Genomic DNA, 21,931 nt, shown 5'->3' with positions numbered 1-21,931 from the left:
GCTGCGCTTCGCCATCCGCGAAGGCGGCCGCACCGTCGGTGCCGGCGTCGTCGCGAGCATCTCGGAATAAATCCGACTCTTCGCGTCCGGGCAGCCCCCGGACGCAACGGGACGAGCGGGGCCGGCGCGGCATGCGCCGGCCCCGCTGCGTTCAGGGCGTCTCCGGCCCGGCTCGCGCCGCGAAGCCCCGCGCCACGAAGCCTCTTGCATCCGGCGGCGCCATGCGGCACAGAGCGTGCGCGCCTCGGCGCCTTGAGGAGTGTAGCTCAACTGGTCAGAGCACCGGTCTCCAAAACCGGGGGTTGGGGGTTCGAGTCCCTCCACTCCTGCCAGGGACCCCTGCCAAGCACCGAGCCGCCCACCACCCCGTCCCCGGCAGCCTGCAGGGCCATCGACAAGCCCGCGCAACTGCGCTAGACGCATCGCCATCCCAGATCGGACAAGGCAGCGGCGCAGGCTTGGGAAGGGCCAGGCTTCGCGCCCCTGTTGGTTTCGAGCGGCGACGGTACGTCGGACAATGGCATCGAACGAAGCGACCAAGAAAGTGGACCTCGGGCGCAATGCGTCGCGCGGCACCCCCGCGCCCCGCGGCGGAGGCGCCGGCGCGCCCACGCCGCCCTCTCGGCCCGCGCCCAAGCGCGTCGGACCGTTCGAGTTCCTGCAGCAGGTGCGCGACGAGGGCCGCAAGGTCACGTGGCCGACCCGCAAGGAGACCCTGATCACCACCCTGATGGTCTTCGTCATGGTGGTGGCGGCAAGCATCTTCTTCGTCGTCGTGGACCAGGTGCTGCGCTACCTCGTCACCCTGGTGTTGGGCATCGGGGCCTGAGGAGTTGAGCACCGTGTCGAAGCGTTGGTACATCGTCCACGCCTACTCGAACTTCGAGAACAAGGTCGCGCAGTCGATCAAGGATCAGGCTGCCCAGCGCGGCCTGCTCGACAAGTTCGACGAGGTGATGGTCCCGACCGAGAAGGTCGTGGAGGTTCGCCGCGGCCGCAAGGTCGATGCCGAGCGGAAGTTCTTCCCGGGCTACGTGCTGGTGAAGTGCGACCTCACCGACGAGGTCTATCACCTCATCAAGAACACCCCGAAGGTCACGGGCTTCCTCGGGGCCGACAAGTCGAAGCCGGTGCCGATCCCCGACGCCGAGGCCGAGCGCATCAAGGGCCAGGTCCAGGAAGGCACCGAGCGCCCGAAGGCGTCGATCTCCTTCGAGGTCGGCGAGTCGGTGCGCGTCGCCGACGGCCCCTTCGCGTCGTTCAACGGCGTCGTCGAGGAGGTCGACGAGAGCCGCTCCCGCCTCAAGGTGGCGGTCTCCATCTTCGGCCGGGCGACCCCGGTCGAACTCGAATACGGTCAGGTCGAGAAGGTCTGATCGTACCGCGAATAGGGAGTAGCGAATAGCGAATAGAGGGCGTCGTGCCCGGCGGCAGCCTGTCCGCCTGCCCGACGCAGCTATTCGCTATTCGCTACTCCCTATTCGCTCATCACCCGCGGAAGGTCCGCCCGGTTCGCCGCCGGGAATCCGGGCCGCACCGCGACCTGCAACCGCCTCGCTCGAGCCCCTGAGGGCGCGAGGCAACCAACGGGAGCAGTCCCATGGCGAAGAAGATCACGGGTTACGTGAAGCTTCAGGTGCCGGCCGGCGCCGCCAATCCGTCGCCGCCGATCGGCCCCGCGCTCGGTCAGCGCGGCCTCAACATCATGGAATTCTGCAAGGCCTTCAACGCGAAGACCGCGCAGATCGAGAAGGGCACCCCGATCCCGGTGATCATCACCGCGTATCAGGACCGCTCCTTCACCTTCGAGATGAAGCAGCCGCCGGTGTCGTTCTTTCTCAAGAAGGCGGCCGGGATGAAGATCGGCAAGAAGCCGGCCTCCGGCTCGAAGACCCCCGGCAAGGGCGCGCCCGCCGGCAAGGTCTCCGAGGCGCAGATCCGCGAGATCGCCGAGAAGAAGATGCCCGACCTGAACTGCGACTCGGTCGATTCGGCCGTCGCCATGATCCGCGGCTCCGCCCGGGCCATGGGTCTCGAGATCACGGCCTAAGGGGAGGGCAGCATGGCACGTGAAGGCAAGCGCATCCGCGCCGCCCGCGAGGGCATCGATCCGACCAAGGTCTACCCGCTCGCCGACGCGGTGAAGCTCCTGAAGGAGCGCTCCACCGCCAAGTTCGACGAGACCTTCGAGATCTCGATGAATCTCGGCGTCGATCCGCGTCACGCCGACCAGATGGTCCGCGGCGTCTGCAACCTGCCGAACGGCTCCGGCCGCACCGTGCGGGTGGCGGTGTTCGCCCGCGGCGCCAAGGCCGACGAGGCCAAGGCGGCGGGCGCCGACATCGTGGGCGCCGAGGACCTGCTGGAGACGATCCAGGGCGGCACGATCGACTTCGACCGCTGCATCGCCACCCCGGACATGATGCCCCTCGTCGGGCGCCTCGGTAAGGTGCTGGGCCCGCGCGGCCTGATGCCGAACCCGAAGGTCGGCACCGTCACCATGGACGTGAAGGGCGCGGTCGGCGCCGCCAAGGGCGGCGCGGTCGAGTTCCGCGTCGAGAAGGCGGGCATCGTCCACGCCGGCATCGGCAAGATCTCGTTCGACGACCAGAAGATCGTCGAGAACGCCCGCGCCTTCGCGGATGCGGTGGCCAGGGCCAAGCCCACGGGCGCCAAGGGCACCTACATCCAGCGCATCGCGGTCTCCTCCACGATGGGCCCGGGCATCAAGGTCGATCCGGCGAGCGTGCTCGCGGCGCAGACCTCGGCCTGATCCGCGATCCGTCCGGCACACCAGAAGGCCCGCTCCGGACACGGGGCGGGCCTTTCTTGCGTCTTGGACGACCCGAGTTGGAGACCCGACGACCGGCGCGGGACGTCAGTACAAGGTCATGGTCGAGGACGGGAAAACGCCAGTGATCGACTTGACGCCCACGAGCTTGGCATCAAGGTTGGGCGGGCCCTCGACCTCCCAGACCCGCTCGCCCTCTCCAAGCGGCGTCGCGGTCTGCTCGTCCACAACGTGTGCGCCGGCCGGTTCCAGCGCCTTGCCGAGGTTCCGTGCGTCCAGGCGGCGCTCGGCGGTCACCAGCCATTTCATGGTCCGACTCCTCGCTCACGCCACCCGGTCGTCCGGCAGTCGCGGCCGCACGCGGCCCGGCATGCGTCCTTCCCCCCGCAGGAGTTGGTAGGCCGCTGCGGCGTTGACCACCCCGCTTCCGGTGAGAAAATCGCGTCCCGGCTGCCCGATGTCCAGGGCACTCTGCATCAGGGCCGCCTTGAGCGCGGCGGGGGAGAGGTCCGCGAAGGCGCTGAGCAGGGCCGCCCCGACGCCGCAGGCGACCGGCGTCGCCGCCGAGGTTCCGTTGTCGTAGGGCTGGGCGAGCCCGCCGGGCCGTCCGGGTCCGAAATTGCCGAAGAGGTGCGTGTAGGCCGCGACGTCCGGTTTCGCCCGCTCGAACATCCCGGGACCCTGGCTGGAATAGCCCACCCGCTCGTGCCGGCTGTTGACCGCCGCGACGGTGATCACCTCGGCGAGGCTGTTCGAAGCGTGGATCGAAAGGCCGGGACCGATGCCTGAGGGGTGGCATGCCCCGCTCGGACAGTTCTCACCGCAATTGCCCGCCGCGAAGAAGCACGGAATTCCGGCCGCCACGACCTCGCGCGCCTTGCGGTGCACGGGGTGGTTCAAGTTCCAGATCTCATGGTTCGGCATCGTCTCGCGCGGGGGCACGCTGACGAAGCCGTAGCTGTTGTTGGTGAGATGCGGCGTACCGTCCCGACGGTGCTGGTCCAGCACCGCCTGGAACATGGCGATGGCGCCACCGGAACTGGGCTGCCCGAGGAAGGGGTAGTCATACAGGCGGGCGGCCGGCGCGGCGACTAGGATGTCGGCGGCGCACATCGAGCCGTGGCTCGTGATCGCGGCCAGCCCCCAGCGCCGCTCCGTCGTGGTCTGGTGCCCACCAACGACGGGGTAGAGGTTGCTCACCCCCTCGTCGAGGATGCCGACGATCACGTTCTGACCGCGGAAGCCGTCCCGCCACAGGGCCTCGACCCCGAGCAGAGTGCGGATCGCCTCGACGGACACGCCGGGCCGGAACGGGCGGCAGTCGGTGCCCCCGGCACTCGTCGCGAGATCCAGCAGGCCGACAAGCCCCTCATCCGGCGCGGAGCCTTGCGTCAGGGAGAGGCGGCTGTCCGGCCAGACCACCACGTCGGATCGCGATTCCAGTTCGTGAAGCCCCGCGGTCGTGACCTCGCAGGGCAGCACCACCGACGCCACGTTCGTCAGGGGCGGCGAGGCCGCCTTGGGTCCGCCGCGCCGCCGCCGGCTCGACGTGGACGACGCCGACGCGAGGGCGGGCTCGCCCGAGGCGGCCTCCAGCGACGCATCCGCGGCCGCCAGGGGAATGGGGCCGAAGGCGTCCGTCACCTCGATGCCGGTCCCCGGAAGCCCGGCCATCATCGCCTCGGCCAGGGCGAACAGGTCGGCCGAACTCGCCGGTCGGATGCTGGCGGACGACGCCATCGCCAGCGCAGCCTGTTCGACGGTCGGGACGATCTCGACGAGCACACGAAGCTTGGCCACCGGCTCCTCCCTGCGCGGATCTTCTCTGCCCCGAGGATCGCTGACGCCGATGACCGCGGCAATACGGCGGGCATGGAAGGGAGATTTCCACGCCGGGCCCTCGGCGCGGTCGCGACGGGAAAATCGGGCGCCGGGGGGACGCCGTCCGGCCGCGCTGTGCTAGATTGTGCGCCATGCGCAGCTCCGTCCCGGTCTCCTCCTCGCGACGCATCCTCTGCGTCTTTCCCGCCTACACGCCCTCCTTCGGCACCTTCTCGCACGCCTACCCGCTGATGGGTGGCGTGAAGGCGTTCATGCCGCCGCAGGGCTTGCTCCTCATCGCGGCCTACATGCCCGAGCGCTGGGAGGTCCGCTTCATCGACGAGAACATCCGCCCCGCCACGGCCGAGGAATTCGCCTGGGCGGAGGCGGTGTGCGTCTCCGGCATGCACGTCCAGGCGCCGCAGATCCGCGACATCCAGGTCCGTGCCCAGGCGGCGGGATGCGTCGCGGTGCTGGGCGGTCCCTCGGTCTCGGGCTCGCCCGAGCAGTATCCGGGCTTCGACTACATCCATATCGGCGAGATCGGCGACGCGACGGACGAGCTGATCCGCCGGCTCGACGCCGGCGTCGACCGCCCGCCCGCGCAGGTGCGGCTGGAGACCAAGGAACGCCTCGGCCTCGCGGACTTTCCCGCCCCGGCCTACGCGCAGGTGCCGCTCAAGCGCTACCTGATCGGCTCGCTGCAATTCTCCTCGGGCTGCCCCTACCGCTGCGAGTTCTGCGACATCCCGGCCCTCTACGGCCGCCAGCCGCGGCTCAAGACCCCCGAGCAGCTGCTCGCCGAACTCGACGCCATCGTCGCCCAGCCCGGCCACCCGGCGGTCGTCTACTTCGTGGACGACAACTTCATCGGCAACCGCAAGGCCACGCGGGAGATGCTGCCCCACCTCGTGGAATGGCAGAAGCGCCGGAACTACCCGCTGCAATTCGCCTGCGAGGCGACCCTCAACATGGCCAAGCAGCCCGAGATCCTCGAGCTCATGCGCCAGGCCAACTTCATGACGGTGTTCGTCGGCATCGAGACCCCGGAACTCGACGCGCTCAAGAGCATCGACAAGCAGCACAACGCCGCCGTGCCGCTCCTGGAGGGCATCGCGACGCTCAATTCCTACGGGCTGGAGGTGACCTCCGGGATCATCGTCGGCCTCGACACCGACACGGCCGAGTCGGAGGAGCGGCTGCTCGCCTTCATCGACCGCTCGCGGGTGCCGGTCCTGACCATGAACCTGCTCCAGGCGCTGCCGCGCACGCCCTTGTGGGACCGGCTCGCCCGGGAGGGCCGTCTCGTCGACGATCCCGCCCTCGAATCGAACGTCCGCTTCCTGCGCCCGCACGATGAGGTCGTGGCGAGCTGGCGCCGGGCCGTGGCGCACGCCTACGCGCCCGAGCGGATCTTCGACCGGTTCCGCCACCAGATCGACGTCACCTACCGCCACCGCATCACCACGCCGCTGTCGGGCAAGCTCACGCGCACCAACCTGCGCCGCGGGCTCACCCTGGGCTTCAACATCGCCGTGCAGGTGGGCCTGCTCTCCGACTACCGGCGGGCCTTCTGGCGTGCGGCCGCTTACGCGCTGCGGCGGGGGCAGATCGAGGCGGTGTTCAACATGGGCTTCGTCGCCCATCACCTGATCCGCTTCAGCCGCGAGGCGATCCGGGGCGAGCAGAACGCCTCGTTCTACGCCACGAAGCGGGTCGAGCGCGCCGCCTCCCGCTCCGGCGGCTGGTGGCGCCGGGGCCGGACGGAGCGGGAGGCGGCGTGAGGCGGGAGCGTCGCCGCCCTGCGACCGAATAACTCCATTTTCCGCGTCCCGCGGCACTTGGCAGGCGGCTTGCACGCCGCTATAGACCCCCCTCCACGTTTTCACACACACGAGAGGACCGACCGATCGGTCGTGTTCTGACGAGACGTCCCCGGATCCCCGGGTGACGAGTGGCCGGCGGGCTCAAGGGGTTTCCCCTCGCGCCCCGTCCGGCCATGTCCTGTCCGAGACTGCAGGCGCCGGTTCGCCGGCTTAATCCCCAAGCCTGCACAGACGGGGAAGACCGAAGTTTCACAGGCTCCATCCGTCCGAGAGGGCGGGCGGGGCCGTCGGTTTGAACCATCTCGCCCGGGCTGCGCGGCCCGCAAAAGCCGCCGGAACGGGGACAGGGCCGTGAAGCGTCGCTCGCGATCGCCGCGGTCTTCCAAGGCCCGGCTCAATCGTGGGCGGCATGTGCAACCGGCGGAGCCGATCCCGGTTCCGCCAACCGGAGAGAGCCCGGTGGACAGAGCAGCAAAAGCTGATCTCGTCGCGTCGCTCAACGGGGTGTTTTCCACCACCTCGCTGATCGTCGTGGCCCACTACAAGGGCCTCACGGTCGCCGACATGCAGAAGCTGCGCGCGCAGATGAAGCAGGCCGGCGCCACCGTGAAGGTCGCGAAGAATCGCCTCGCCAACATCGCTCTCGAAGGCACGGACGTCGCCTCCATCCAGCCCCTCCTGAAGGGCCCGACCCTGCTCGCCTATTCGAGCGATCCGGTCGCGGCCGCGAAGGTGGCGGTGGATTTCGCCAAGGCCAACGACAAGCTCGTGATCCTCGGCGGCGCCATGGGCGCGACGGCCCTGAACCCGGACGGCGTGAAGGCGCTCGCCACGCTGCCGTCCCTCGATGAACTGCGCGCCAAGATCGTGGGCCTCGTGCAGGCGCCCGCGACCAAGATCGCCCAGGTCGTCAACGCGCCGGCTGCCAAGCTCGCGCGCGTGTTCGGGGCCTATGCCGACAGTGCCAAGACGGACGAAGCGGCCTGACGGCTGTTCGCCTTCATCATCGTTCAAACCGACAACACGCAGGAATGGAAAATGGCTGATCTTGCCAAGCTCGTCGACGACCTCTCGTCGCTGACCGTCCTCGAGGCGGCCGAACTCGCCAAGATGCTCGAAGAGAAGTGGGGCGTCTCGGCCGCCGCCGCCGTCGCCGTGGCCGCCGGCCCGGCCGGGGGTGGCGCCGCCGCCCCGGCTGCCGAGGAGCAGACCGAGTTCACCGTCGTCCTGGCCGCGGCCGGCGACAAGAAGATCGAGGTCATCAAGGAGGTCCGCGCGATCACCGGCCTCGGCCTCAAGGAGGCCAAGGACCTCGTCGAGGGCGCTCCGAAGCCGGTCAAGGAGGGCGTGTCCAAGGACGACGCCGCCAAGCTCAAGGCCCAGCTCGAGAAGGCCGGCGCCAAGGTCGAGCTCAAGTAAGACGATGCGGGTCCTCGCGGACCCGCCTTCCCACGCCGCGGATGCCTCACCGGTGTTCGCAGCCCCCAAGCCCGCGGGTTCTCGCCCGCGGGCTTGGGCCGCTTCGGCGGCCCCCTCGGGATCCGGGGTCGGGATCCCCATATAGGTTCGTTCGGGTTTCAAGGATCGCCGGCCCCGCGGCGCTCCGGCCTACGGACGGTCGATGCGGAACGATCCGCGTCCCGCCGGGCCCCGATGATGCGGTGGATGAGGAGCGAGGTCACCTATGGCCAACACGCTGGTCGGTCGCAAGCGCATTCGCAAGTTCTTCGGCAAGATCCGGGAAGTCGCCGAGATGCCGAACCTCATCGAGGTCCAGAAGGCGTCCTACGACCAGTTCCTGATGGTGGACGAGCCCGAGGGCGGACGGGCCGATGAGGGCCTGCAATCCGTCTTCAAGTCCGTCTTCCCGATCTCCGACTTCTCCTCGACCGCGCTGCTCGAGTTCGTCAAGTACACGTTCGAGGCGCCGAAATACGACGTCGACGAGTGCCGCCAGCGCGGCATCACCTTCGCCGCGCCGCTCAAGGTGACGCTGCGGCTGATCGTGTTCGACGTCGATCCGGATACGGGCGCCAAGTCGGTCAAGGACATCAAGGAGCAGGACGTCTACATGGGCGACATGCCCCTGATGACGGAGAACGGCACCTTCATCGTCAACGGCACCGAGCGCGTCATCGTCTCCCAGATGCACCGCTCGCCGGGCGTGTTCTTCGACCACGACAAGGGCAAGACCCACTCCTCGGGCAAGCTCCTGTTCGCCGCCCGCATCATCCCCTACCGGGGCTCCTGGCTCGACGTCGAGTTCGACGCCAAGGACATCGTGCACGCGCGCATCGACCGCAAGCGCAAGATCCCGGTCACCTCGCTGCTGTTCGCCCTCGGGCTCGACGGCGAAGAAATCCTCTCGACCTTCTACAACCGCGTCACCTACGTGCGTGACGGGGCGGACTGGCGCGTGCCCTACGACGCCGAGCGTCTGAAGGGCTTCAAGGCCTCCACCGACCTCATCGACGCGGATTCGGGCGAGGTGGTGCTGGAGGCCGGCAAGAAGCTGACCGCCCGGACCGCCCGGCAGATCGCCGAGAAGGGCGTGAAGGCCCTGCGCGCCACCGACGAGGACCTGCTCGGCCAGTACATCGCCGAGGACATGGTCAACTACAAGACCGGCGAGATCTACGCCGAGGCCGGCGACGAGATCACCGACAAGCTCCTCAAGGGCCTGACCGACGTCGGCACCGAGGAGATCCCGGTGCTCGACATCGACCACGTCAACGTCGGCCCCTACATCCGCAACACGCTGGCGGTCGACAAGAACTCGGCCCGGGAAGGCGCGCTGTTCGACATCTACCGGGTGATGCGCCCGGGCGAGCCGCCGACCCTCGACACCGCCGAGGCGATGTTCCACTCGCTGTTCTTCGATGCCGAGCGCTACGACCTCTCGGCGGTCGGGCGCGTGAAGATGAACATGCGCCTCGACCTCGACGCGGCCGACACGGTGCGGACGCTGCGGCGCGAGGACATGCTCGCGGTGGTCAAGGCGCTCGTCGACCTGCGCGACGGCAAGGGCGAGATCGACGACATCGACCACCTCGGCAACCGCCGGGTGCGCTCGGTGGGCGAGCTCATGGAGAACCAGTACCGCCTGGGGCTCCTGCGCATGGAGCGCGCCATCAAGGAGCGGATGTCGTCCGTCGACATCGACACCGTGATGCCGCAGGACCTCATCAACGCGAAGCCCGCGGCGGCCGCGGTGCGCGAGTTCTTCGGATCCTCGCAGCTCTCGCAGTTCATGGATCAGACCAACCCGCTCTCCGAGGTGACGCACAAGCGGCGTCTCTCGGCGCTCGGGCCGGGCGGCCTGACGCGCGAGCGCGCCGGCTTCGAGGTGCGCGACGTGCACCCGACCCATTACGGCCGCATCTGCCCGATCGAGACGCCGGAAGGCCCGAACATCGGCCTCATCAACTCGCTCGCCACCTTCGCGCGGGTGAACAAGTACGGCTTCATCGAGACCCCGTTCCGGCGGGTGAAGGCCGGGGTCGTGACCGACGAGGTGGTCTACCTCTCGGCCATGGAGGAGGCGAAGTACTACGTGGCGCAGGCGAGCGCCGCGATGGATGCCGAGCGCCGCCTCACCGAGGACCTCGTGGTCTGCCGCCGCGCGGGCGAGGTCATCGTGGTCGCCCCCGACCGCGTCGACCTGATGGACGTGAGCCCCAAGCAGCTCGTGTCGGTCGCCGCGGCGCTGATCCCGTTCCTCGAGAACGACGACGCCAACCGCGCGCTGATGGGCTCGAACATGCAGCGCCAGGCGGTGCCGCTCGTTCGCGCCGACGCGCCCTTCGTCGGCACCGGCATGGAGGCGGTGGTCGCCCGCGATTCGGGCGCGGCCATCGCGGCGCGCCGCGCCGGCGTCATCGACCAGGTGGATGCCACCCGCATCGTGGTGCGCGCCACCGAGGAGACGGACCCGACCCGGCCCGGCGTCGACATCTACCGGCTGCAGAAGTTCCAGCGCTCGAACCAGTCGACCTGCATCACGCAGAAGCCGCTGGTGCGCGTGGGCGAGGTCGTGAAGAAGGGCGACATCATCGCCGACGGTCCCTCGACCGAGTTCGGCGAACTGGCCCTCGGCCGCAACGTGCTCGTCGCGTTCATGCCGTGGAACGGCTACAACTTCGAGGACTCGATCCTGCTCTCCGAGCGGATCGTGAAGGATGACGTGTTCACCTCGATCCACATCGAGGAATTCGAGGTGATGGCCCGCGACACCAAGCTCGGGCCGGAAGAGATCACCCGCGACATCCCGAACGTCTCGGAGGAGGCGCTCAAGAACCTCGACGAGGCCGGCATCGTCTACATCGGCGCCGAGGTCCACGCGGGCGACATCCTGGTCGGCAAGATCACTCCGAAGGGCGAGAGCCCGATGACGCCGGAGGAAAAACTGCTCCGCGCCATCTTCGGCGAGAAGGCGTCCGACGTGCGCGACACCTCGCTCCGGGTTCCGCCCGGGGTCACCGGGACCATCGTCGAGGTCCGGGTGTTCAACCGCCACGGCGTCGACAAGGACGAGCGCGCCCAGGCCATCGAGCGCGAGGAGATCGAGCGTCTCGCCAAGGACCGGGACGACGAGCAGGCGATCCTCGACCGCAACACCTACGCGCGTCTGGCCGACGTGCTGGTGGGGCAGGCCCCGGTCGCCGGCCCGAAGGGTTTTCGGAAGGACACGACCCTCACCCGCGAGAACCTCACCGACTATCCCCGCTCGCAGTGGTGGCAGTTCGCGGTCATCGACGATCGTCTGATGACCGAGATCGAGGCGATGCAGAAGCAGTACGACGAGTCGAAGAAGCGCCTGGAGCAGCGCTTCCTCGACAAGGTCGAGAAGCTGCAGCGCGGCGACGAGCTGCCCCCCGGCGTCATGAAGATGGTCAAGGTCTTCGTGGCGGTGAAGCGCAAGATCCAGCCCGGCGACAAGATGGCGGGCCGCCACGGCAACAAGGGCGTGGTGTCCCGGATCGTGCCGATCGAGGACATGCCGTTCCTGGAGGACGGCACGCACGCCGACATCGTGCTCAACCCGCTCGGCGTGCCGAGCCGCATGAATGTCGGCCAGATCCTCGAGACGCATCTGGGCTGGGCCGCCGCAGGCCTCGGCCGCCAAGTGTCGCAGGCGGTTGACGCCTACCTGCGCACGCACGATGTCCACCCGCTGCGCGAGCAGATGGCGAAGATCTACAGCCCGTCCGAGCTGGACGGCCTGACGGATCAGGATCTGGCGGAGGTCGGCAACAACCTGCGCCGCGGCGTGCCGATGGCGACCCCGGTCTTCAACGGCGCCAAGGAGGCCGACATCGAGGCGATGCTGGAGATGGCCGGGCTCGACCGTTCGGGGCAGTCGACGCTCTACGACGGGCGCACCGGCGAGCCCTTCGACCGCAAGGTCACGGTGGGCTACATCTACATGCTGAAGCTGCACCACCTCGTGGACGACAAGATCCACGCGCGCTCCATCGGTCCCTACTCGCTCGTCACCCAGCAGCCGCTGGGCGGCAAGGCGCAGTTCGGCGGCCAGCGCTTCGGCGAGATGGAGGTGTGGGCGCTCGAAGCCTACGGGGCGGCCTACACGCTGCAGGAGATGCTCACCGTCAAGTCGGACGACGTCGCCGGCCGCACCAAGGTCTACGAGGCCATCGTGCGCGGGGACGACACCTTCGAGGCGGGCATCCCGGAGAGCTTCAACGTGCTCGTGAAGGAGATGCGCTCGCTCGGCCTCAACGTCGAGCTGATCTCCTCCAAGCGGGCCGCCAACGACCAGCTCGAAGCGCCGCCGGAGGCGGCGGAGTAGGGGAAAAACCCCTCCGACGACGGCATGACGGCGCGCCGCGGGACGGATGTTTCGCGGCGGCGGACGGATTTCGAACGAACGGAAGGGCGCCGTGCACGGACGGCCCCGACCCGGCGCGATGACCAGCACGGCGGCAGCCCACCGGCCCACGGGGCGCCCCGTCAGCTCAGGAGCAGATCATGAACCAAGAGGTCATGAATCTTTTCAACCAGCAGGCTCAGCCTCAGAGCTTCGACCAGATCAAGATCTCGATCTCGTCGCCTGAGAAGATCCTGTCTTGGTCCTACGGCGAGATCAAGAAGCCCGAGACGATCAATTACCGCACGTTCAAGCCCGAGCGTGACGGCCTGTTCTGCGCGCGGATCTTCGGACCGATCAAGGATTACGAGTGCTTGTGCGGCAAGTACAAGCGCATGAAGTACAAGGGCGTGATCTGCGAGAAGTGCGGCGTCGAGGTCACGCTCGCGCGCGTGCGGCGCGACCGCATGGGCCACATCGAGCTGGCCGCGCCCGTCGCCCACATCTGGTTCCTGAAGTCGCTGCCGAGCCGCATCGGCCTGTTGCTCGACATGGCGCTCAAGGACCTGGAGCGCATCCTCTACTTCGAGTCCTACGTCGTCATCGAGCCGGGCCTCACCCCCCTCAAGGAGCGTCAGCTCCTGTCGGAGGAGGAGTACCTGCGCGCGCAGGAGGAGTACGGCGAGGACAGCTTCACCGCGATGATCGGCGCCGAGGCCATCCGGCGCATCCTCCAGGACCTCAACCTGGAAAAGATCGCGGGCGACCTGCGCCAGGAGATCGCCACCACCACCTCCGACCTGAAGCCCAAGAAGCTCCTGAAGCGCCTCAAGATCATCGAGGCGTTCCAGCTCTCGGGCAACAAGCCGGAATGGATGATCCTGACGGTCGTCCCCGTCATCCCGCCGGATCTGCGCCCGCTGGTGCCGCTCGACGGCGGCCGCTTCGCGACCTCCGACCTCAACGACCTCTACCGGCGTGTCATCAACCGCAACAACCGCCTCAAGCGGCTGATCGAGCTGCGCGCGCCCGACATCATCATCCGCAACGAGAAGCGGATGCTGCAGGAGGCCGTCGACGCGCTGTTCGACAACGGCCGGCGCGGCCGCGTCATCACGGGCGCCAACAAGCGCCCGCTGAAGTCGCTCGCCGACATGCTCAAGGGCAAGCAGGGCCGCTTCCGTCAGAACCTGCTCGGCAAGCGCGTGGACTATTCGGGCCGCTCGGTCATCGTGGTCGGCCCGGAGCTGAAGCTGCACCAGTGCGGGCTGCCCAAGAAGATGGCGCTCGAACTGTTCAAGCCCTTCATCTACGCGCGCCTCGACGCCAAGGGCTTCTCGGCCACGGTGAAGCAGGCCAAGAAGCTCGTCGAGAAGGAGAAGCCGGAGGTCTGGGACATCCTCGACGAGGTGATCCGCGAGCACCCGGTCATGCTCAACCGGGCGCCGACGCTGCACCGGCTCGGCATCCAGGCCTTCGAGCCGAAGCTGATCGAGGGCAAGGCGATCCAGCTCCACCCGCTGGTCTGCGCCGCCTTCAACGCGGACTTCGATGGCGACCAGATGGCCGTGCACGTCCCGCTGTCGCTCGAAGCGCAGCTGGAAGCGCGCGTGCTGATGATGTCGACCAACAACATCCTGCACCCGGCGAACGGCGCGCCGATCATCGTGCCCTCTCAGGACATCGTGCTCGGGCTCTACTACCTGTCCATCGTCGCCGACGGTGCGCCGGGCGAGTACAAGTCGAACAACCCGCAGAACCCGATGCAGGGCGTCTACGGCGATTTCGGCGAGCTGGAGCACGCGCTGGCCTCCCGCTCGGTCACGCTGCACACCAAGATCAAGTGGCGCTGGAAGGGCCTCGGCCCGGACGGCGAGGAGGTCACGCGCACCTACGACACCACGCCGGGCCGCGTGATCCTCTCCAACGTGCTGCCGCGCCACCGCAAGGTTCCCTTCGACGTCGTCAACAAGCTGATGACCAAGAAGGAGATCTCGGCGATGATCGACACCGTCTACCGCCACTGCGGTCAGAAGGAGTCGGTGATCTTCTGCGACCGCATCATGGGCTTGGGCTTCAGCCACGCGTTCAAGGCCGGCATCTCGTTCGGCAAGGACGACATGGTGGTGCCCGAGAACAAGTGGTCGATCGTCGATGAGACCCGCGCGCTCGTGAAGGACTACGAGCAGCAGTACCAGGACGGCCTGATCACCCAGGGCGAGAAGTACAACAAGGTCGTGGATGCCTGGGCGAAGTGCTCGGACCGCCTCGCCAGCGAGATGATGAACCGCATCTCGTCGGTGCAGAAGGACGACAAGGGCGCCGACAAGCAGGTCAACTCGATCTACATGATGAGCCACTCGGGCGCCCGCGGCTCGCCGGCGCAGATGAAGCAGCTCGCGGCGATGCGCGGCCTGATGGCCAAGCCCTCGGGCGAGATCATCGAGAGCCCGATCATCTCGAACTTCAAGGAAGGCCTCGACGTTCTCGAGTACTTCAACTCGACCCACGGCGCCCGCAAGGGCCTCGCCGACACGGCGCTCAAGACGGCGAACTCGGGCTACCTGACCCGCCGCCTGGTCGACGTGGCCCAGGACGCGGTGATCCGCGAGGTCGATTGCGGCACCGACAACGGCATCCGCATGCGCGCCATCGTGGATGCCGGGCAGGTCGTCGCCTCGCTCGCCAGCCGCATCCTCGGCCGCGCCACGGCCGAGGACCTGACCGCGGCGGACGGCTCGATCATCGTGGCCAAGGGCACGACGATCGAGGAGCGCCATCTGGAGCCGATCACCAAGGCCGGCATCCAGGAGGTGAAGATCCGCTCGGTGCTGGTCTGCGCCACCAAGAACGGCGTCTGCGCCACCTGCTACGGGCGCGACCTCGCCCGCGGCACGCCCGTCAACCAGGGCGAGGCGGTCGGCGTCATCGCGGCGCAGTCGATCGGCGAGCCGGGCACGCAGCTCACCATGCGCACCTTCCACATCGGGGGTGCGGCCCAGATCGCCGACTCGTCCTTCATCGAGTCGAGCTTCGAGGGCACGGTGCGGATCCGCAACCGGGGGCTCGCGCGCAACTCGGACGGCGACCTGATCGCCATCGGCCGCAACGTGGCGGTGGTGATCGTGGGGCCGGACGGCACCGAGCGGGCGGTCCACCGCCTGCAGTACGGCGCGCGCGTGCGGGTCGACGAGGGCGACACCATCAAGCGCGGCCAGCGCATCGCCGAGTGGGATCCCTACACCCGGCCGATCCTGACAGAGGTGGACGGCATCGTCGCCTACGAGGATCTGATCGACGGCCAGTCGATCACCGAGACCACCGACGAGTCGACCGGCATCGCCAAGCGCGTCGTCATCGACTGGCGGGGCTCGGCGCGCACCGCCGACCTGCGTCCGGCGCTCGCGATCCACGACACGGGCGGCAAGGTGCAGAAACTCCCGCGCGGCTCCGACGCTCGGGCGCTCCTGCCCGTTGAGGCGATCATCGGCGTGGATCCGGGCTCCCGGGTCAAGGCCGGCGACATCCTGGCCCGCGTCTCGACCGAGAGCGCCAAGACCCGCGACATCACCGGCGGTCTGCCGCGGGTGGCGGAGCTGTTCGAGGCGCGCCGGCCGAAGGACGCGGCGATCATCGCCGAGAAATCGGGGACGATCGCGTTCGGGCGGGACTACAAGAACAAGCGCCGCCTGACGCTGACCCCGCACGACGGCTCCGAGCCGGTGGAGTACCTGATCCCGAAGGGCAAGCACATCCACCTGCAGGACGGCGACGTGGTCGAACTCGGCGACTTCATCGTCGACGGCAACCCGGCCCCGCACGACATCCTGGCGATCAAGGGCGTGGAGGAACTCGCGGCCTACCTCGTCAACGAGATCCAGGAGGTCTACCGGCTGCAGGGCGTGTCGATCAACGACAAGCACATCGAGGTGATCGTCCGGCAGATGCTGCAGAAGGTGGAGATCACCGACAGCGGCGATTCGGAGATCCTGACGGGCGACCAGATCGACCGGACGGAGCTCGCCGACATCAACGAGCAGCTGATCAGCGAAGGCAAGAAGCCGGTGCAGGGCGTCCCCGTGCTGCTCGGCATCACCAAGGCCTCGCTGCAGACCCGCTCGTTCATCTCGGCAGCCTCGTTCCAGGAGACCACGCGCGTCCTCACCGAGGCGGCGGTCAACGGCAAGGTCGACCTGCTCGAAGGCCTGAAGGAGAATGTCATCGTCGGCTCGCTCATCCCGGCGGGCACCGGCGCGATGATCGCCGACATCAAGTCGATCGCGCGCCGCCGCGACGACCTGATCATGGCCCAGAAGACCGCGGAGAGCGGCGCGGCCCTGCAGGAGCTGCCCGCCGCCGAGTAGGGCGAGGGGACCGGACAGTGTGATGAGGAAGGGGCCGGGGTCGCAGTGATGCGGCCTCGGCCCTTCCTCGTTTCAGAACGCCGCATCAACGGCCCGAAATGATGCAGATTTGTCACAACCGCACTCATCGGTAGTCAAGCGCAAGATTTCCCCATTTCTGGTTCGAAATTCCGGACATCATCCTTTCGAGCAAGGAAATGGATCATCGGCGACCGGTCAGAGCAAACGAGGGCGTAAAAAAGTCTTTTCCGCCGCAAGGGGTCTATCCTTCGGTTCCGGCAACATTAATTTGAGCGGGTCAAGGAATCAGCAACACTACCGGTTGCACACTCGAGGCCGACGGTCAGATGACGAGCGACCTTCTGGAAATCAAGCGTATGCTGAGTCGGCGCTATCTTCTCGGCGGTGAGACCGGATCCGCGACTGGCGCGGCATCCTGGAGCGCGGCGGCCGCGCGTGCCTCAGAGAACAGCGGCGTTCACGCGGTTGGGATCGGGCGCAAGATGGCCGGCGGACGCTTGGATGGCGTGACGGCCGTGAAGCTCTACGTCGACAGGAAGCAACCCGCTGCGAAGCTTGACACAGGCATGCGTCTGCCGGCCGAAATCGACGGCATCCCGACCGACGTGATCGAATCGCCCCGAGCCGTGCTGAGCGCGTCGCAGCCGTGCAGCGTCCAACGGCAGGCGCACCTGCGTCCATTGATCGCCGGCACCAGCATCGGACATGCCGGCAACATCGCCGGAACGCTGGCCTACTTCTGCCGGTCGACGCGGCCAACCGATGACCCGCAGCGCATCTACGTACTCAGCAACAAGCATGTCCTGTCGCCGATCAACTCTGGGCGACCGGGCAGCGCCGTCTTTCAACCCGGCTCTCTCGACGGGGGGACCGGTCCAGACAAAATTGCCGAATTGTCCCGCTATGTTCCGCTTAATCTGAGCGGCGGCATGAGCCACATCGATGCTGCTATCGCCGAATTGCTTGACGATATCGAATGGCGACCGGAACTTTGCTCCATCGGCGCGATTAGTGGAACGATGATTGGGACAGATACAATGCCGGTGCGGCTGCATGGGCGTACGACAGGCTACACCGAAGGGCAGATCACGGATGAGTCTTTGGACGCGCAAGTCCAAATCCCGAGCGGGACCAAGACTTGCGTAACCTTATTCGAAAATCAGCTTCGCATTGAGCCCAGCACGGGCTACGATGCGATTGCCCCGCAGGGCAACAGCGGCTCGCTGATCGTCGACCGGGATTCCCCAGCGGCGATCGCCCTTCTGTTCGCAGGCGGCGGCGAGAGCGGGAGAGACGGCACCTACGGTTTGGCTCATCCGATCGACCAGGTTCTGACCACCCTCGAAATCGCCCTCGTGTGAACGCTCAGGAGATCGCGATGTCACTCGTTGAAACGAAGAGGCAGCTGAGCCGCCGCTATATCGGCCGGTCGGGCATCCATGCGATCGGGCTCGCGCGGGCACAGAATGCGATTCGCGTCTATCTTAGCGCTCCGACCACAGGTGAAACGGACGAGCAGCGCACGACCCTTCGCAGCCTCGAGCGCGACGCCTTGCCGTATCCCGTGCTCCTGACCATCGAAGAGCCAGCTACCTTCGCCTGACCCTTGGCGCCTGACCCTTGCGCTGGTGTCCGGGCATCTGATCCGGGCCATGCGAGAAGCCTGATTTTTCCTTGACGCGTTTCTGGGGACGGGCTATGAGCGCCCCCACTGAACGGCTGGCCGTAGGCGACAGCCGATCGACGTGCCTCTGAGCCTCGATCCACGCCGCCTAAACGCGACCGAACTTCACACCGACTGACACGTGTCAGACCGGCAAGACCGCGGGGGCGCGAGCTCCGGTGGTCCTCTGCTCGCATGGCGCGCCAAAGGCTGATCCGCAGCCTGGGGCGCGATTTGCGTTGCCTGAAGGCGATTGTCTTGCCTGAGGGACAGGGCGCGAGCCGCCCGGACGAGATGAATTTGACGGTCGCCTCGAACGGCGATGCGTTGCGAGAGGAATGGCATGCCGACGATCAACCAACTGATCGCCAATCCGCGGAAGATCCAGAAGAGCCGCAACAAGGTGCCGGCCCTGGCGGCCTGCCCGCAGAAGCGCGGCGTCTGCACCCGCGTCTACACCACCACCCCGAAGAAGCCGAACTCGGCGCTCCGCAAGGTGGCCAAGGTGCGGCTGACCAACGGCTTCGAGGTGATCGGCTACATACCGGGCGAGGGCCACAACCTTCAGGAGCACTCGGTCGTCATGATCCGCGGCGGCCGCGTGAAGGACCTGCCGGGCGTGCGCTACCACATCCTGCGCGGCGTGCTCGACACCCAGGGCGTCAAGAACCGCAAGCAGCGCCGCTCGAAGTACGGCGCCAAGCGGCCGAAGTAAGCGCCGACCAGGACGTTTTCGCACACCACGACCTTATCGCCTGTCCCGCAAGGATGCCGCCGGCCCACAAGCTCAAGGCGGCCTGCGCGGGACGTACCAGACCCTTTTCGAAGACCTGAACGGAGCGAGCGATGTCCCGCCGCCACAGCGCCGAGAAGCGCGAGATCATCCCGGACGCCAAGTACGGCGACGTCGTCCTGACCAAGTTCATGAACTCGGTCATGTACGAGGGCAAGAAGTCGGTCGCCGAGAGCATCGTGTACGGCGCCTTCGACATCATCGAGAGCCGCGCGCGGGCGAACCCGATCGAGGTGTTCCGGGCCGCCCTCGACAACGTCGCGCCGGCGATCGAGGTGCGCTCGCGGCGCGTCGGCGGCGCCACCTACCAGGTGCCGGTCGAGGTCCGTCACGAGCGCCGTCAGGCCCTGGCGATCCGCTGGCTGATCCAGGCCGCCCGCTCCCGCAACGACCGCACGATGGTCGAGCGCCTGTCGGCCGAACTGCTGGACGCGGCCAACAACCGCGGCAACGCCGTCAAGAAGCGCGAGGACACGCACCGGATGGCCGAGGCCAACCGCGCCTTCTCGCACTACCGCTGGTAAAGCGGCCCACAGCTTCAGGAGCCCCCCGATGCCCCGCACGCACGCGATCGAGGACTACCGCAACTTCGGCATCATGGCCCACATCGATGCCGGCAAGACCACGACGACCGAGCGGATCCTCTACTACACCGGCAAGTCCCATAAGATCGGCGAGGTCCATGAGGGCGCCGCCACGATGGACTGGATGGAGCAGGAGCAGGAGCGTGGCATCACGATCACCTCGGCTGCGACCACCTGCTTCTGGCGCGACAAGCGCCTGAACATCATCGACACCCCCGGCCACGTCGACTTCACCATCGAGGTGGAGCGGAGCCTGCGCGTGCTCGACGGCGCGGTGTGCGTGCTCGACGGCAACCAGGGCGTCGAGCCCCAGACCGAGACCGTGTGGCGTCAGGCCGACAAGTACGACGTGCCGCGCGTCGTGTTCGTCAACAAGATGGACAAGATCGGCGCCGACTTCTTCAAGTGCGTCGCCGACATCATCGACCGCGTCGCCGGCAAGCCGGTCTGCCTGCAGCTGCCGATCGGCTCCGAGTCGAACTTCAAGGGCGTGATCGACCTCATCAAGATGAAGGCGATCGTCTGGTCGGGTGAGGCGCTCGGCGCCAATTTTTCCGAGGAGGAGATCCCGGCCGACCTCGCCGACCAGGCCGCGGAGTACCGCACCAAGCTGGTCGAGGCCTGCGTCGAGATGGACGACGACGCCATGACCGCCTACCTCGACGGCACCGAGCCGGACGACGAGACGATGCGCCGGCTCGTGCGCACCGCCGTGCAGCGGCGCGCCTTCCATCCGGTGCTGTGCGGCTCGGCCTTCAAGAACAAGGGCGTGCAGCCGCTCCTCGACGCCGTGGTCGACTACCTGCCGTCTCCCGCCGACCGCGGCGAGATCAAGGGCATCGACTTCAAGACCGAGGAAGAGGTGGTGCGCCGCCCGACGGACACCGACCCCTTCTCCATGCTCGCCTTCAAGATCATGGACGACCCCCACGTCGGCACGATCACCTTCTGCCGCGTCTATTCGGGCAAGGTCGAGTCGGGCGCCAACGTCATCAACTCGACCCGCGACAAGAAGGAGCGGGTGGGGCGGATGCTCCTGATGCACGCCAACAACCGCGAGGACATCAAGGAGGCGTTCGCCGGTGACATCGTGGCGCTCGCGGGCCTCAAGGACACCCGCACCGGCGACACGCTCTGCGACCCGCAGAAGGCCGTGATCCTCGAGAAGATGGAATTTCCCGAGCCCGTCATCGAGATCGCCGTCGAGCCGAAGTCGAAGGCGGACCAGGAAAAGCTCGGCATCGCGCTCTCGAAGCTCGCCGCCGAGGATCCGTCCTTCCGCGTCTCCACCGACCAGGAGTCGGGCCAGACCATCCTCAAGGGGATGGGCGAGCTCCACCTCGACATCAAGGTCGACATCCTGAAGCGCACCTACAAGGTCGAGGCCAATATCGGCCAGCCGCAGGTGGCGTACCGGGAAAAACTGACCAAGCGGACCGAGATCGACTACACCCACAAGAAGCAGACCGGCGGCACCGGTCAGTTCGCCCGGGTGAAGCTCGTCGTGGAGCCGAACGAGCCGGGCGCGGGCTACGCGTTCGAGTCGAAGATCGTCGGCGGCTCGGTGCCCAAGGAGTACATCCCGGGCGTCGAGAAGGGCCTCAACAGCGTGATGACCGCCGGCATCCTGGCGGGCTTCCCCGTGGTCGACATCAAGGTTGAGCTGATCGACGGCGCCTACCACGAGGTCGACTCCTCGGCCCTCGCCTTCGAGATCGCCTCGCGGGCGGCGCTCCGCGAGGCGCTGCAGAAGGGCGGCTCGGTCCTGCTCGAGCCGGTGATGAAGGTCGAGGTCGTGACCCCGGAGGACTACACCGGCTCGGTCATCGGCGACCTGAACTCCCGGCGCGGTCAGATCCAGGGCCAGGACATGCGCGGCAACGCCAACGTCATCAACGCGATGGTGCCGCTCGCCAACATGTTCGGCTACGTGAACCAGCTCCGCTCCTTCACCCAGGGGCGCGCGAACTTCACGATGCAGTTCGACCACTACGAGGAGGTTCCGCGCGGCGAGGCCGAGAAGGTCGTCGCCAAGTACGCGGGCTGATACGCGGGCTGACGCTCACCCCCTAAGACGGATCCGGCCCGTCCGGATCCGGCACCCGCGGCGCCGTCTCCGGACCGGGCGCCGCGCACCACCCCTGAATTCGAAGATCGACGGAGTTTGGCGATGGCCAAGGAAAAGTTTTCGCGGACGAAGCCGCACTGCAACATCGGGACGATCGGTCACGTGGACCACGG

Annotated in this window: 17 protein-coding genes and 1 tRNA gene; 16 read left to right on the top strand and 2 right to left on the bottom strand. The window is 67.4% G+C overall.

The annotated features are described in order from the left end of the window. The 6 genes from ACKUB9_RS32545 to rplA form a co-directional block, all read left to right on the top strand. On the top strand, positions 1-70 hold a 70-nt coding region (locus tag ACKUB9_RS32545), incomplete at its 5' end, for an EF-Tu C-terminal domain-related protein (protein WP_490390956.1). A gap of 185 nt (positions 71-255) precedes the next feature. Next, positions 256-332 (top strand) — tRNA-Trp (locus ACKUB9_RS32540). 185 nt (positions 333-517) lie between these two features. Beyond that, positions 518-829, top strand: coding sequence for a preprotein translocase subunit SecE (gene secE / locus ACKUB9_RS32535; protein WP_238241486.1), 312 nt, complete (start codon positions 518-520; stop codon positions 827-829). A gap of 13 nt (positions 830-842) precedes the next feature. Continuing rightward, on the top strand, positions 843-1,376 hold the full coding sequence (gene nusG / locus ACKUB9_RS32530) for a transcription termination/antitermination protein NusG (RefSeq protein WP_012330356.1): 534 nt from the start codon (positions 843-845) through the stop codon (positions 1,374-1,376). A 224-nt stretch (positions 1,377-1,600) separates the two neighbouring features. Continuing rightward, positions 1,601-2,050 carry a 50S ribosomal protein L11 gene (rplK, locus tag ACKUB9_RS32525; RefSeq protein WP_109960483.1) on the top strand — a complete coding sequence of 150 codons (450 nt, stop codon included), beginning with the start codon at positions 1,601-1,603 and terminating at the stop codon, positions 2,048-2,050. 12 nt (positions 2,051-2,062) lie between these two features. Further along, positions 2,063-2,773: a 50S ribosomal protein L1 gene (rplA, locus tag ACKUB9_RS32520; RefSeq protein WP_407530501.1), complete on the top strand. Its 711-nt coding sequence runs from the start codon at positions 2,063-2,065 to the stop codon at positions 2,771-2,773. 105 nt (positions 2,774-2,878) lie between these two features. On the opposite strand, the gene ACKUB9_RS32515 is transcribed toward rplA, so the two are convergent. Both ACKUB9_RS32515 and ACKUB9_RS32510 read right to left on the bottom strand, forming a co-directional pair. Continuing rightward, positions 2,879-3,100, bottom strand: coding sequence for a hypothetical protein (locus ACKUB9_RS32515; RefSeq protein ID WP_407530499.1), 222 nt, complete (start codon positions 3,098-3,100; stop codon positions 2,879-2,881). 15 nt (positions 3,101-3,115) lie between these two features. Further along, complete coding sequence (locus ACKUB9_RS32510; RefSeq protein WP_407530497.1) at positions 3,116-4,591, bottom strand: S8 family peptidase; 1,476 nt, start codon at positions 4,589-4,591, stop codon at positions 3,116-3,118. A gap of 173 nt (positions 4,592-4,764) precedes the next feature. Between ACKUB9_RS32510 and ACKUB9_RS32505 the strand changes: the two genes are divergently transcribed. The 10 genes from ACKUB9_RS32505 to fusA all read left to right on the top strand — a co-directional run bounded on the left by ACKUB9_RS32505 (position 4,765) and on the right by fusA (position 21,737). Continuing rightward, positions 4,765-6,396, top strand: a complete 1,632-nt coding sequence (locus ACKUB9_RS32505) for a B12-binding domain-containing radical SAM protein (RefSeq protein ID WP_407530495.1) — start codon at positions 4,765-4,767, stop codon at positions 6,394-6,396. A gap of 501 nt (positions 6,397-6,897) precedes the next feature. Further along, on the top strand, positions 6,898-7,425 hold the full coding sequence (rplJ, locus tag ACKUB9_RS32500) for a 50S ribosomal protein L10 (RefSeq protein WP_407530493.1): 528 nt from the start codon (positions 6,898-6,900) through the stop codon (positions 7,423-7,425). A 51-nt stretch (positions 7,426-7,476) separates the two neighbouring features. Continuing rightward, a complete protein-coding gene (rplL, locus tag ACKUB9_RS32495) occupies positions 7,477-7,857 on the top strand; it encodes a 50S ribosomal protein L7/L12 (protein WP_407530491.1) in 381 nt (126 codons plus the stop codon). Positions 7,858-8,122: 265 nt separating this feature from the next. Further along, positions 8,123-12,247, top strand: a complete 4,125-nt coding sequence (gene rpoB, locus ACKUB9_RS32490) for a DNA-directed RNA polymerase subunit beta (protein WP_407530489.1) — start codon at positions 8,123-8,125, stop codon at positions 12,245-12,247. 179 nt (positions 12,248-12,426) lie between these two features. Beyond that, on the top strand, positions 12,427-16,629 hold the full coding sequence (gene rpoC / locus ACKUB9_RS32485; RefSeq protein ID WP_407530487.1) for a DNA-directed RNA polymerase subunit beta': 4,203 nt from the start codon (positions 12,427-12,429) through the stop codon (positions 16,627-16,629). Positions 16,630-16,976: 347 nt separating this feature from the next. Continuing rightward, a complete protein-coding gene (locus ACKUB9_RS32480) occupies positions 16,977-18,011 on the top strand; it encodes a chymotrypsin family serine protease (RefSeq protein ID WP_407530485.1) in 1,035 nt (344 codons plus the stop codon). Between the two features lie 17 nt (positions 18,012-18,028). Continuing rightward, the gene (locus tag ACKUB9_RS32475; RefSeq protein WP_407530483.1) at positions 18,029-18,253 is read left to right on the top strand and encodes a hypothetical protein; all 225 of its coding nucleotides are present in this window, start codon (positions 18,029-18,031) and stop codon (positions 18,251-18,253) included. 403 nt (positions 18,254-18,656) lie between these two features. After that, positions 18,657-19,028, top strand: a complete 372-nt coding sequence (gene rpsL / locus ACKUB9_RS32470) for a 30S ribosomal protein S12 (RefSeq protein ID WP_407530481.1) — start codon at positions 18,657-18,659, stop codon at positions 19,026-19,028. Positions 19,029-19,159: 131 nt separating this feature from the next. Further along, entirely contained in the window at positions 19,160-19,630 is a 471-nt protein-coding gene (gene rpsG / locus ACKUB9_RS32465) for a 30S ribosomal protein S7 (protein WP_238241475.1), read from the top strand. A 28-nt stretch (positions 19,631-19,658) separates the two neighbouring features. Continuing rightward, entirely contained in the window at positions 19,659-21,737 is a 2,079-nt protein-coding gene (fusA, locus tag ACKUB9_RS32460; protein WP_407530478.1) for an elongation factor G, read from the top strand. Positions 21,738-21,931: the final 194 nt, after the last annotated feature.

It is taken from the genome of Methylobacterium oryzisoli (assembly GCF_046557895.1).
Classification (GTDB): Bacteria; Pseudomonadota; Alphaproteobacteria; order Rhizobiales; family Beijerinckiaceae; genus Methylobacterium; species Methylobacterium oryzisoli.
Note: the sequence above shows the minus strand (reverse complement) of the source record. Positions and strands in the feature narration are given on the sequence as shown.

Bases quoted from the DNA above. Each gene is read 5' to 3' on its own strand.
- secE (WP_238241486.1), top strand. From the start codon at position 518: ATGGCATCGAACGAAGCGACCAAGAAAGTGGACCTCGGGCGCAATGCG.
- rplK (WP_109960483.1), top strand. From the start codon at position 1,601: ATGGCGAAGAAGATCACGGGTTACGTGAAGCTTCAGGTGCCGGCCGGC.
- rplA (WP_407530501.1), top strand. From the start codon at position 2,063: ATGGCACGTGAAGGCAAGCGCATCCGCGCCGCCCGCGAGGGCATCGAT.
- ACKUB9_RS32515 (WP_407530499.1), bottom strand. From the start codon at position 3,100: ATGAAATGGCTGGTGACCGCCGAGCGCCGCCTGGACGCACGGAACCTC.
- ACKUB9_RS32505 (WP_407530495.1), top strand. From the start codon at position 4,765: ATGCGCAGCTCCGTCCCGGTCTCCTCCTCGCGACGCATCCTCTGCGTC.
- rplL (WP_407530491.1), top strand. From the start codon at position 7,477: ATGGCTGATCTTGCCAAGCTCGTCGACGACCTCTCGTCGCTGACCGTC.
- rpoB (WP_407530489.1), top strand. From the start codon at position 8,123: ATGGCCAACACGCTGGTCGGTCGCAAGCGCATTCGCAAGTTCTTCGGC.
- rpoC (WP_407530487.1), top strand. From the start codon at position 12,427: ATGAACCAAGAGGTCATGAATCTTTTCAACCAGCAGGCTCAGCCTCAG.
- ACKUB9_RS32480 (WP_407530485.1), top strand. From the start codon at position 16,977: ATGACGAGCGACCTTCTGGAAATCAAGCGTATGCTGAGTCGGCGCTAT.
- ACKUB9_RS32475 (WP_407530483.1), top strand. From the start codon at position 18,029: ATGTCACTCGTTGAAACGAAGAGGCAGCTGAGCCGCCGCTATATCGGC.
- rpsL (WP_407530481.1), top strand. From the start codon at position 18,657: ATGCCGACGATCAACCAACTGATCGCCAATCCGCGGAAGATCCAGAAG.
- rpsG (WP_238241475.1), top strand. From the start codon at position 19,160: ATGTCCCGCCGCCACAGCGCCGAGAAGCGCGAGATCATCCCGGACGCC.
- fusA (WP_407530478.1), top strand. From the start codon at position 19,659: ATGCCCCGCACGCACGCGATCGAGGACTACCGCAACTTCGGCATCATG.